The organism is Photorhabdus australis DSM 17609 (genome assembly GCF_000711895.1).
In the GTDB taxonomy this organism is placed as follows: domain Bacteria; phylum Pseudomonadota; class Gammaproteobacteria; order Enterobacterales; family Enterobacteriaceae; genus Photorhabdus; species Photorhabdus australis.
In genome coordinates, this window is sequence record NZ_JONO01000040.1 from 1 (window position 1) to 12,979 (window position 12,979).

A 12,979-nucleotide genomic window follows, 5' to 3' on the forward strand; every position below is an offset into this window, starting at 1 on the left:
CCTACCCGACGAGGACGGGGGGGATGGATTATGGAAAGGCATCAAAAAAACCGGCCAGAAGATAAAAGAGACATCCGCTCACGTGACCTGGATGACGGGAAACAAAGCCAGTAAAACAGCCTCAAGGGCGAGACACAAACTTAAGGGGACATCCGATACTGAAAGTGTCAACGGAGCAGTCAAAGGTACGGCGCTGCTGTTTCTGGATGAAATTCAGCAGGCTGAGCGACGGATAAAACTATTACCGTCCTCTGCCTGGATGCTACAGGAGGCGGTGGAGCAGCACAGCCGTGTGACCCAACGTACAGCCTATCGTGATGAGTTGCCAGAGCTCAGTGAGCTACTTAATCAACAGCTAGAACAGGAAGCGGCGCGGTGGCAGGCAGTCGGGCAGCAATCCAGGGACAAGTTACAGGAATTGATAGCACCGATAACCCGGTTGGCACAGGAGAAATGGGCGCAGGATTTATATTTCCAGCTGGGTGAGGAATTAAGAAAGGAGCCGCAGGATAGATCGAAGGATATACCGCGTTTTGATGAAATAATGGCGGAGGCCGTCAGGCAGTTTGCAAACATTGCACGTGAACTCGATGGCGCAGCCGTGCGGCTGGCTGAGCATGGGCATAGCGGCGGCAAGGAGCTGCAAGAAAAAGTGACAAAATGGCTGCGGGACTTAAGCGAGCTTAAGGGCAAGGTCAAAGCCGGCGTTGTGGAAATTACGGGAACGTCGTTAGATAATTTCTCCCGTGATGGTATGCTGGCGCGCGGAATGAGCGAATGGGCGGAGGATTTAAAACAGAGTTATCTGCAAGAAAAACGCCCGGAGGACAGAGCAGTCGCAGCAGAATTATTTGAACATACTCTGATGGAGATTGTGGAGGAAAACAGAACCCATTTCGCCAAAGAATCAGATCCTGAAGCAAAAAGATTCCTGAAAAGGTTAGCACTGGCATTAAAACACGCGGCTGAGAATACCACCGTCTATCCGCCTACGCCGGAAGAGATTCTGGCGGGATCGCGCAGCCTGCCGGAGGATATTCGACACTGGGCAGAGAAAAAAGTAGTGAGCGGAGCCATCTCTGCGGTATTTAGAGGCGGCTTTAAACTGGTCTCGGGGACCTTTTCTTTACCTGTACGCGTTGTTATTCGAGGTGTGAAAACCGGCGGAACCCTGTACAGGGGAGTCCGGGCAATAAATCGGAGCGTGAGACTGGGGCAAGGCCCTGCCACACAGGTAAAAAGCAAATTTATCAATCAGGAGCTTTCCAAAACAGCCTTCAGACTGACCCTATCCCTTTCACCATTAGTAGCGTGGGGTATGGCCGCGTCGATAACCGCTGGGCGTTTATGTAATGAAAAGGATTACCATAAAAAGATTATAAAAAACATCGTCATCGACTTGCCGGAAGAACTACTTTGGATAGGCGGGTATGCAGGGATAAACGCGGCTATCAGGGCACATGCTGAGAAGGCGATTCAACAGGCTATCCAAGATGCACTAGACGAGCAGGCCGACAAACTGGCATTGCATATAAATAAAGAGATAGCAGGTAAAATCGCGGATGTTAATGTTGAGATTATTCCTCAAGAAACGAGTGTATCGCCAGCTGAAACAGCACAATCTACACCAGAACCTATCTCCGATTTTGCTAGTACTTCACAACTCACTATGCCTGAACTCACTGATATACAAGACAATAATTCAGCGCAGAAGCCTAAAATCAGGCGTAAGCGGGATGTATCAGTAGAAAGTGAAATAAGTATAGATAACCTAAATATAATTAATGCTAATACTAAAGAGGATAAAGTTAATAGTGAAATAAAAAGTGAATTAAGAAGTGAATTAAAACGATTCGAAAATAGTGATGCCAATAGCCCGATGAACGATGTCGAACGTGCTATATTTATCGATTTATTTTTATATAAAAATAAAGATGAGGTACGTGAAAGTCAACAGGATTATAAAAATACATGGCTAAAATTCAGACGAGAATTAGAGAGCCAGGAAAATAAAGAAATAAAAGAATATTTGCAATTTAGATCAATAATTGAAGCATATGAGATATATGATAAAAAGAGGCCATATGATGACACTATTCCTGAGGCTGGAACTATAAAAAAAGAGGTCATTGATTTTTTTCAGAAACTAAAAAAAGAAAATCCAATAATCTTCATGAAGTTAGCTGAAACTATGGTCAAGTTTCAATCTTATTATGATGAAGAAGATGAAAATGAAGATAGATACTTCAAAATGGCAGAGATATATTATTTCCTCAACAAAACAGAAAAGGAAGATAAATCAAAAACATTCCATTTAGATATTATCGATAAATATCCAAATGAAAATAATAGACTATTGGATGAGTTTTTCCCAAACGAAAATAATAACAATCCAGACCTGGATGAAATTATCTATAAACTGCAAAGTATGCAAAAAAAATATCGTGAATCATATGAGATGCTTAGCAAAGTTGAGAACATCCATCAAGTTCTTTCAGATGATAGTAAAAATGAAGAAAATATATTTTTAGATAATCGTATTATTGCTGCACAAATATTTGACGCTAGTATAAATGGTAGTATAAATGGTAGTATAAATATATCGCTACAAGATAGTAAAAAATGGCTTAATAGATATGATCAAATAAGAAATGAAGAAGGCAGTGATGGCTGGAAATTAATGCATATAGAATCAATCCTAATTGATCTTCGCCGAATAAATACAGAGAGTTATTTGACGGAGATGAAATCTAAATCTCGCCGAATAGATGCAGCGATTTCTTTGAAGGCGATGAAATATGAATCGGCTCTTTTATTGATCGATAAATTGTTGAATTTTCAGAAAAAAGCACGAGAACATATATTGCATATAAGCGAAACACCCCATGAAGATTTTACGTCTTATTCTCAGTTCAAGACCAGAAAAGAGTTGGGTAATGACGATAGTAAATATTATGCTCAATTTGATAATTATAAAGATAATCACGATGCAGAGAAGGAAGCCAGGGAAATTTTTTCACAAATTGTTGCACGAGCTAACCTTTCTTTCTCTGAGCTGTTCGATAAAGCCGAAAGTATTAAGTTATTTTCGTTTGTATATAAAAATAGAAATGGTGGAGCTCGTTTAGCTGCACCTGGCCGAACAGTTGTTATTAAATTTCCTGGAAAAGACACAGGTGGTTTGGTTATCTCTAATCTGTTCCTTAGAAATCATGTTAAAAGAATTAGCACAAAGGAAATGGAAGATTTAAAGCCTCTGACTGAGGGTATGCACATTCCAGCTACACAGTATAGAGGTCTTGGGTCGTATTATCACAGAGGCTCACAGAGTGAACATACAAATGCATTGGAAATTTTAAGTGGTATGAATAAAAAAGAGTTAGAGACTCATCTTAAAAAACAAAATATCTGGCTTGGAGATCCCTCGCTTTTTTCACATGAGTATTATGAAGAAAAAAATCCTGGTCATTTGGAAAATACAGATCATTTGGAAAATACGACTCTTAAAAACGCAATTATCGGGGTTTCGACCATTCAAAACAATGCCGCAGCAAACTATCTTCGCTCTGCAATGTATGAATCTACTGACTGGGAAAAATTGGGGGATAGATTTATTCCATTCCATGAAATAGGTCGCAGGAAACATTACGACCGGGAATATGAAATAAATTCTGAGCAATTGACTCTAGACATTATTACAAGTATTGCTATTGCCTATCCAGCGGCGAGAGGAATCGTGGGTACGATCCGCAGCTCAGCAATACCAAGCATTCTTAAATCAGGACTTAGAGGTTCCGCCCTATTTAAGTCATTGAGTCTCGAACTAGGAAAAATGGGATTCAAAGCTAGCAAAGTGCTCAGCGGTGCGGTGTATGAATTAATCGAACCTTATCCAATAAATAGTCATTTAAATAGGCGTAATGTTTTTAATAAGGTCAAAGATACTGGATTCAATTCTGACTGGAAGGTGGAAAAACCGGAACTTAACGAGATTAAGCCTAATGAGCAGGGTATATATAAAACTCGCCCTGAAAATCAGCAATCCATGCAAGATTATAATTACTATATCAAACATAACGATAATTTCTATCAAGTTAGATATGATGAAAGTAATAATACATTACGTTTGGTAAACCCTGCTGCATCGGATCGTTCGGGATATTTCCCGCCAATCAGATTAAATAAAAATAATGCATGGGAATTTCATACTGATGTTGGGTTAAAAGGCGGTGGATTAAAAGATCTCATCGATAGATTCACCAAAGAGCCAAAAGAAATAACCATCAGCGGCTATAAGTTCAAACGCATTAAATACAATCAAGAAAACTTCAATACTATGCAACGTATGGCGCCTAGCTATGCTTACAATCCGGACAGTAAAGGACCGGTAGCAAGAGCTCAACAAGCGTATAAGACAGGAAAAGACAATTATAATAATTCACAATACGATAACTTTAATAGTCTATCGCTTGATGAAAAAATAGAACGTTATATTTCGCCTGATACCGATGCGACAACAAAAGGTGTATTGGCGGGAAAAATGAATGAATCCATTAAAGACATTAATGCATTTCAAACAGCAAAAGATGCTCAGTCATGGAAAAAATCGGCAAATAAAGCCAATAAAGTTGTCCTCACTCCCCAGGGTCTTTATTTAAAAGGAAAACCCGGTGAATGCTTACCTGAATCAGTCTTAATGGGTTGGGCATTACAAAGTGGTCAGGATGCAAAACTGTCTAAAATGCTTATGGGGATTTATTCTTCTAATGATATTATGAGCAATTCTTTGTATAAGTCATTGAATGAATTACATTCAAATGGGAATGCATCAAAATTTAATGCATCTGCTGCATCTATTTCGGATGTAACTGTTTCTAATCTTACGACATCTGAAATAAAACTCTTTCCATCTGAAATAAGTTCAGTCCGGGTAGACGCTCCGGCACATACTATGTTGATATCAAAAATAAAAGATGGGGAAAATAAAACTAAATATGTTTTTTATGACCCAAATTATGGTATGGCTTATTTTGATAAACACAGCGATATGGCCACATTTTTTCAGAAAAAAATGCAAGAGTATGACTTCCCAGATAACTCAGTGAGTTTCCATCAATTAGATTATTCTAATGTCTCGGATATCAAAATAAGTGGTCGAAACTTAAATGAAATTATTGATGGTGAGATCCCATTACTTTATAAGCAAGAGGGTATTCAATTGGATGGCATTACACCTCGTGACGGGGTTTATCATGTAACGTCGGAAAATACACAAGGTGTACAAGAGACTAAACACTATATAAAAGTCAATAATGACATTTATATAGTCGAATGGGATCAAGCAAATAATACATGGCGAGTGTTTGACCCATCAAACACGAATCGTTCAAGACCAACAGTCCCGGTAAAACAGGATGCAAATGGTGAGTGGTTTAAGCACTCAGAAACAGGCCTGAAAGGAGGTGGACCTATTGACGAAATAAGAAAGTATATTGCAAGAAATAGAGCTATAAAGATAATCAATCAGTCAATTAATTATGAAGCCATAAAATGGCCGCCAGAACCGATTGATAAAAATATCCATATGATTTGGATTGGTACAAAAAATATATCCGAGAAAAATATTAAGCTATCAATCGATACGGCAAAAAAAAATCCGGATTATAATACCAGCATTATTTACGATAGTGGCATTAGTGGACATGAAAGTGCTAAGAATTTTATGTCAAAAAATTTTGAAGCCAGCAACGTTAATATCATCGATTTTCGTAAAAAAAGTTATTTCCCTCAATTAAAACAAGAGCCTTCATTCGTCTATTATGAACAAGCGATTGCAGAAAAGAAATATGCACAAGCGAGTGATATTTTAAGATTATTAGTCTTAAAATTTGAAGGAGGCATCTATAAAGATATTGATGATATACAGGTAAAAGGTTTTGGCTCATTAGCATTTCCAAAGGGAATTGGGGTGATGAGAGAATATGCTCCTGAAGCAGGTAAAGCGACAGCATTTCCAAATACGCCCATCGCCGTAACACAAAATAATCCCATTATTAACAAAACATTAGATCTTGCCGTGAGTAATTATCAACGCGGTGAAAAAAATGTATTAAAATTGGCAGGTCCAGATGTATTTACACAAGCCTTATATCAAGAAATTCCCGGGCTTAATTCTAAGGTTTTAAATGCACAATTAGATCAATTTGAATTAGCAAAACGGCAAGCGTTAGGGCTTCCATTAGAGAAGCCGAAAAGTTTTGCGGATGAAAAACTCACTCCTGCGGAAAAAGAAAAAATTAATCGGCCTTATCAATCAATGCGTGGGCTTTCAGGCTATGTTGAGAATGGCGCTGATCACTCTTGGGCTGTGGATACTAATATCCCCAGTACAAGTACTCAGACATCAACAGTAGTAGCGCCTCCTGCACCACCAATGCTATCACATAGTCAGGCACCCAAAATAGGAACACCACCGCCGCCACCAACGATGCAGCCACCGCTATCACTGAGCCAACCATTAATATTACCGACTAATAAAACGAAACCTATTAGATTTAATCCGAGAAAGAGTAGTGAGGATTTATTCTCTACTTTGGAAAAAAAAGCCAAAGATTTATATCAAGGTGAATACAAAGATTCAGCTGATACAATGAGTCACTTTGATAACAGATATTTATTCCGCACGATGGAAGACTCTGCCCCTGCTAATGTCTCACATCTCGTACAAGACAAGATGTATCATATTAAGATTGAAGCAAAGGGAGCTGAAAAACCGGCTTATGATATATATATATCTAAAGATGGTGAAAGTCTCATCACATCCTCCTCGTATAAAGTGGATGATATAACTACAGATCCTAAATTAGGAGCCCCATTATCTTATTCAGAGATCATGTTTAATTCACTTAAAAAGTCAGGTGTAGACCCGAAAAATTTAAAAAGATCTGTTCAGGCCAGTATTGAAAATAAAGTCACTCAAGACGTTATAAGCGCTATAGGAACCCCGATTCAACGAGGACAGGTTATACGCGTTTCTCCTACCGAGAATCCAAAGGCTTTTTATACGCTGCTGGGAACTGATAATTGCAAGGCTACCTTATTTATGTTGAAACAGCATGCTGAAGCATTTGGTCATAAGGTAGTAACGAGTATAGAGTTTAAAGGTAGTGGTCATCTGGTAATGAACATATCTGCGGAAAAAGAAAAAATTAATCGGCCTTATAAATCAATTAGTGGGCCTTCAGGCTATGTTGAGAATAGCGCAGATCACTCTCGGGCTGTGGATACTAATATCCCCAGTACAAGTACTCAGACATCAACAATAGTAGCGCCTCCGGCACCACCAATGCCATCGCATAGTCAAGCGCCAAAAACAGTAACACCACCGCCTCCGCCAATGCCTGGGACGTCACAACCAGCACAACAGCTGCAGAGGCGAGCGGAAGGACAATCAACTCCAATGCGACCAGTATTATCGAAGGATTCAGGAGCCGCTGGCAGGTTACCTAATGATATCAATGCAATACGCAGCCAGATTGAACGGGAGTTGGATGTTGCGAATGATATGTACTTACAGAAAGAAAAAGAGCTAAGTGATATGAGGGATAAATATGACGAACTTTTTCTAAAAAGAGCGAAACTACTCCGCGATGGAAACGGCTCGCGGCCTGCGCAGCTTGAACAGATTAATCAAAACCTTGTTGCATTAGAAAATAAAATATCTGATGTAATCTACCATATGAATTACTGGCGTGGTCAAATCGATGAGGCTAATCAGAGGCTGGCAGAGGCTGGCAGAGGCTGAATTTCATAAGTGAAATTCAAAGAAACAGTAACCCATTATAGTGTATTTTGATGGTGTAAATTGTATTAGTTGTGAGATTTCTGACTGCGACTAAGAGTTCATTTTTAAGCTCTCATTTTCTCAAACAAAGTCTCATAAGGCGTACTTCCTGTTCTTATTTCTTGTTCATCTATACCCGTCATCTTTCAAGTTGCTTCTTTGTTGGCTGCACTCACTCACCCCAGTCACATAGTTATCTATGCTCCTGGGGATTCGCTCCCTTGCCGTCGCGATGCATCTTGAAATCTATTGGGTATAGACCTCAACTAATATCTGTTAAAGATACATAAAACTGTCAGTTGAGGTCTAGAAATCCACACATTAATAATAAATTTATACGTCCATACCAGAATAGCGGTTAAATCCCTTTATCTTGGGAATAATACGTTAGCAAGCATTTGATAATCTGGATTATGATTTTTGCGATCTAAAATCCAATCTAATATTGCTGAAATATTTTTGTGAATATATGCATTTTGGGAATAAACCACGCATTTTTTAAACTTGTCTATCAACTCTTCAAGTGTCATTGGGTTTTTGGCATTACCTTTTGCATAAGAAACTTCGCCTTTAAGTTGGGTAGCATCCTTAAACTGAATAATAATTTTGATTTTTCCATGTGTGCCTAATTCAGGTATTTCACATTCAGCCACACTTCTGGGATAAATTTTTCTACTTAAGTCGATGATATCCTTGCGACGAATTGCGTTTTCCGTGAAGTCATCAATAAATAAGTCTCCTGTTGTGAGTACAGTCGCAATATTATAAGCGAGGCTGAAACGGGCTTCGACTACGGTTTGAGGAACTTGTTTTCGTTCTACTGGCGAGCCAACGAGATCAAATATTTGTTGGTTGGTAAGAACATCTATACGCTCTATTTCATTAATATCAATCTGTTGACCATTCAACATCTCTTTTATTAACGCCACGGCTGAGGTATTTGGGCGGCAAGTAGGATAGGGTTTAAATGCGATTAATTGATCGAGTACAAAGGTTGTACCTAATTCGTCAATAATTGAATCAAGATTTGAGCCAGGTTCAAAGGCACTATAATAGCCCCAGCGTCCACTGAGAAATTGTTTTGCCCCGGTAAAACCTTGTTCAGCGAATATTACCGCCTTCACTGCATGGGATGCGACCAAACCTTGTTGGTAAAAAACGGTTGAGGCGCCGTCTATCATACATTGTGTTTCACCCAATGCGGATGTATATGCGATCCCAAGTGCGTTATGCAGTCGATTTCCTGTCAGACCATATAACATTCCTGAGGCCGCTGTTGCTGCAATAATTTTACACAGGTCATACCGGCCACTCTCAAGTAATGTTTCCTTACGTGCTCTTGAAAGTCTAAGAGAAAGTTCGATACCTGCAATATAGGCAGTCATGAATTGTTCACGCGATATTGGTCGATCAATGGAATCGGCAATAGCAAGCAACGCGGGTAATATCGCGACACTGGGATGTGTTCCGAGTGAATCGCCAACATCATCGAAATCTAGTACTCTGGCAGCCGCACCGTTTAACATTGCTGTGGCTGGAGCAGGTAAAGCTAATATTCGCCCAAGTACTCGACTTTCTGGTTTTCCTCCCCATTTTTCGGTTATTTTAGTCAATAGTTCAACGCCGGGATCACGGGTGCCAGCTAATAAAACGCCAATAATATCAAGTAAGCAGTGGCTGCCGATTTCTCGGGTATTGTGATCAATTGAGGAATATTTAAGGCTATCACAATAACTAACGATTTTAGATTCTAAGTTCATGATAATTCCTGTTTATAAAAGTCTTATTCACGCTATAAGTCTTAAAACAATTAAATATTTATCTAACTGGATTGAAAGTGATTAGCACCTGATCGGTACTGACATTCTCTCCCACTGCTACATCTATTTTTTGAATTAAATATTTTCCTGGAGAGTAAAGCGTTATAACCATTTTCATGGCTTCTATACGTAATAACGGTTGTTTATCTTCTACAATACTGTTTTCAGAAACAAGAATCTCTAATACATTTGCTGGCATAGGGGATGACAATATATTGCCATCTTGATGCGGCTTAATGGATTTGTTTTTCCATGAATTTCCCGTATCTAAAACTATTGCTCGATGGCTTCCCGCATAATCGATAAGAAAGTCATTTGATGAGTTGCGTTTTAATAAAATAGTTTCTCGAATACCGTCAATCTTTATTCTTAATCGTATTGTATCGCTTGATATATGTTGCACATCTTCTAACTTGAGTTCACATGAAATGCCTTGAGTATCATTCCATTGCGCTTGGTAGAGATTAGAACCAAGGTTATTAATTGTTGTACTGACTTGGTTTAATTCACTTTCTACGACACCGTTTAGTAATGTTGATATTGTTGATGATACAGAGCTTGGATCTGTATTACGCATATGCAGCCCTCTTTGTTGACTCATTTCCAACTGCTATTTCGTTGAATCCATGGCGATGTTGGTCTATGTGTATCCGAATGTGTTTGCACATCAGGAATAAGATTTAAATACAGAGCCAAGGCGGTAATTGCATGTATTGCCAGAGCTTTTCGCTGGGGTAGGGAATGGGTATTTTCAATTGTCTTACCGATAGAAAGATCGTAATTGCCTTGGTTGAATGATTGATTGCCTATCAACCAACGATGTACTGCGAGATTAGTACTAAAACCCGCAATAACCAGTTCACCCAGCACCTGCCGCGACCGCTTTAAAGTTTGCTCACGAGTGGCACCGGAAACAATGAGCTTGAGGCATAAGCTATCAAATAGAGGTGACATCTTAGCGCCCAGATGTATCCCTGAATCGATACGTATACCCGGTCCTTCAGGGACACGATAATCCAAAACTTCTCCACCATTTGGTAGAAAATCCCCATGGGCATCTTCTGCACAAATACGAAATTCAATTGCATGACCTGAGAAATGAATGTCCTGCTGAGTCAGTGTCAAAGGCTGATTTGATGCTGAATAAATCATGTGTTCAACGATATCTATACCTGTTATCACTTCAGTGACAGGATGCTCAACCTGGATGCGGGCATTCATCTCAATGAAATAAAAATTGCCTTCTTTATCAAGCAAGAATTCGACCGTACCTGCACTGTCATATCCTACCTGATGAGCAACCGCCAACGCGGCAGTATGAAGTTTTTCATATTGAATCTCTGTCAGGCCGGGGGCGGGCGCTTCTTCAACAATTTTTTGCCGTCGGCGTTGCACGCTACACTCACGAGTTCCAAGATGTAAAATTTTTCCGTATCGGTCAGCTAATATCTGAACTTCTATATGACGGACATCTTCTCCCAGGAATTTCTCAAGATAGACTCGATTGTTGCCAAATGCCCAGAGAGACTCTTGCCTGACTTCCTCATAAGAGGTGATAAAGTCTTCCGGTTGATCTACCACTCGAATCCCACGTCCGCCGCCGCCATGGGCGGCCTTAATCAACAGTGGATAACCCAGATTATTTGCCAAAATCATCGCCGCATTGGCGTCGACATCAATTTGCATACCGGGAATAATGGGGATCTTAGCCTGTTCTGCCGCTGAGCGAGCAGCAATTTTGTCACCTGTCTGGCGGATAACTGAGCTATTAGGGCCGATAAAAATTAAGTTCGCCTTAACACAGGCGTCAGCGAAATCAGCGTTTTCTGCAAGAGGGCCATATCCCGGTGCTACGGCATCTACCTTGCAAGCTAGTGCGACGTTAATCACCGTCGTGATAAGCGTTTCAGGGATCCATGCGTCAACTCTTACCGCCTGATCAGCAACATGGACAAATTCTGCATTATCATCGTCTGCACTGTAAATCACGGTGGTACTAATATCCATTAGCTGACATGTACGTATGAAACGCAGGGCGATTTCTCCTCTGCAACAGATAAGTACATGGCGGATCATAACGATGTATCCTCTGATGATGATTCAGTTGGCTTTACCGGGTTTATGCCTCGCCCCAATACGGTATGGGCACGGGTGAATTCTCCCGCACTGACCGCTCCTGCAACGGAGATTTCACCAGCCAATGCGACTGCTGCTGTTATTTCAGCTAATTTACGAGCATCATGAGTGCACCCAATCATGCTGAGGCACTCTTGCTGGATGGGGAGTTTAGTACCACCGCCAACTACACCAACAATAAGGTTGGGGATGGTCAAACTGGCGTTGAGATCTCCGTTATCAAGCACTTCAAAATGTGTGCAGGCATTTTTAAAAGAGACGGTAACAAAGGCAGGATCTTGCCCGCAGGCGATAAACATTGCGGTTAACGCATTAGCAACATGGATGTTTGGTGCTGTGGCGCCGCGTTGTGCAAGTAATGTGTTACATGCTAATAGAAATTGTTGCATGCGTAATGGCGTTGTACGTAATCGTTCTTTTACCAAACTATGAGGTATTCGGACACTTGCGGTAACATATCGGCCTTTAGCCTGATCACTGACAAAACGTTTATCTCCCCCTAATGTATTGAAATAGTGTGAAATAAGTTCGGGACATTCTTCCTGAATATAACGACAAACGGCCTCATTCGCCTTAGTCGCCATATTTAATCCCATCGCGTCACCTGTCTGGTAGGTAAATGCCAATCCGATTAAATTACCCTGAAATAGAGGGGAAACTTCCAGTAGTCGAGCGTAACGACTGGTGTTGTTGGCAACTATTAAGATTTGCGACGTATGCTCTTGCAACCAGTTGGCAAATTTCAGCGCATCCTCCGCTCGGTGTAATACAACGGCAGATACTTTTGTCAAAGCGTTACCCAAAAAGCGATATGCTGGATTTGGTGTGTTTTGAACGGAATTCTCCTGACTCAGTATTTGGCAACCTCCGCTATCACTGATTAAATTCATTCCTCTGGAAAAAGAAGCAATCAAAGCGCCTTCTGTCGTCGCCAAAGGAATAGTAAACGTTCCTTTGGCTGATATGCCATTAATCAGAAACGGGCCAGCAATGCCCAAAGGAATTCCGACGTAACCAATCATATTTTCGCAGGTTCCTTTGGCTAACTCGGGTTCAATAGTTTTACCGGCAATATAGGGATAAGATTGCCCGGTTGTTTCGGAAAGCCAGGATAACCGTCGGCTTATCGATGCCTGACTATGGTCATCGTGTCGATCACGTGGAATGGCCATAATTTTCA

Annotated in this window: 5 protein-coding genes; 1 reads left to right on the plus strand and 4 read right to left on the minus strand. The window is 40.4% G+C overall.

The window, feature by feature from the left end; translation table 11 throughout:
* Positions 1-91 precede the first annotated feature (91 nt).
* Positions 92-7,804, plus strand: coding sequence for a glycosyltransferase (locus BO26_RS12535; protein ID WP_236637448.1), 7,713 nt, complete (start codon positions 92-94; stop codon positions 7,802-7,804).
* 407 nt (positions 7,805-8,211) lie between these two features.
* Here the strand turns inward: BO26_RS12535 and BO26_RS12540 are convergent, their stop codons facing one another.
* Genes BO26_RS12540 through BO26_RS12555 form a run of 4 tightly spaced genes read right to left on the minus strand, consistent with a single transcriptional unit; the run spans position 8,212 to position 12,971 of the window.
* The gene (locus BO26_RS12540) at positions 8,212-9,603 is read right to left on the minus strand and encodes an MmgE/PrpD family protein (RefSeq protein ID WP_036771823.1); all 1,392 of its coding nucleotides are present in this window, start codon (positions 9,601-9,603) and stop codon (positions 8,212-8,214) included.
* Positions 9,604-9,661: 58 nt separating this feature from the next.
* A complete protein-coding gene (locus tag BO26_RS21595) occupies positions 9,662-10,264 on the minus strand; it encodes an acyl-CoA carboxylase biotin carboxyl carrier protein subunit (protein ID WP_051690966.1) in 603 nt (200 codons plus the stop codon).
* Positions 10,261-11,739 carry an acetyl-CoA carboxylase biotin carboxylase subunit gene (locus BO26_RS12550; protein ID WP_036771825.1) on the minus strand — a complete coding sequence of 493 codons (1,479 nt, stop codon included), beginning with the start codon at positions 11,737-11,739 and terminating at the stop codon, positions 10,261-10,263. The genes BO26_RS21595 and BO26_RS12550 overlap by 4 nt, the downstream gene beginning before the upstream one ends.
* Positions 11,736-12,971: a hydroxymethylglutaryl-CoA reductase gene (locus tag BO26_RS12555; RefSeq protein WP_036771827.1), complete on the minus strand. Its 1,236-nt coding sequence runs from the start codon at positions 12,969-12,971 to the stop codon at positions 11,736-11,738. Before BO26_RS12555 ends, BO26_RS12550 begins: the two co-directional genes overlap by 4 nt.
* Positions 12,972-12,979: the final 8 nt, after the last annotated feature.

What these genes read in the sequence shown, in the direction of transcription:
- BO26_RS12535 (WP_236637448.1), top strand. Translation starts at nt 92, where the DNA reads ATGACGGGAAACAAAGCCAGTAAAACAGCCTCAAGGGCGAGACACAAA.
- BO26_RS12540 (WP_036771823.1), bottom strand. Translation starts at nt 9,603, where the DNA reads ATGAACTTAGAATCTAAAATCGTTAGTTATTGTGATAGCCTTAAATAT.
- BO26_RS21595 (WP_051690966.1), bottom strand. Translation starts at nt 10,264, where the DNA reads ATGAGTCAACAAAGAGGGCTGCATATGCGTAATACAGATCCAAGCTCT.
- BO26_RS12550 (WP_036771825.1), bottom strand. Translation starts at nt 11,739, where the DNA reads ATGATCCGCCATGTACTTATCTGTTGCAGAGGAGAAATCGCCCTGCGT.
- BO26_RS12555 (WP_036771827.1), bottom strand. Translation starts at nt 12,971, where the DNA reads ATGGCCATTCCACGTGATCGACACGATGACCATAGTCAGGCATCGATA.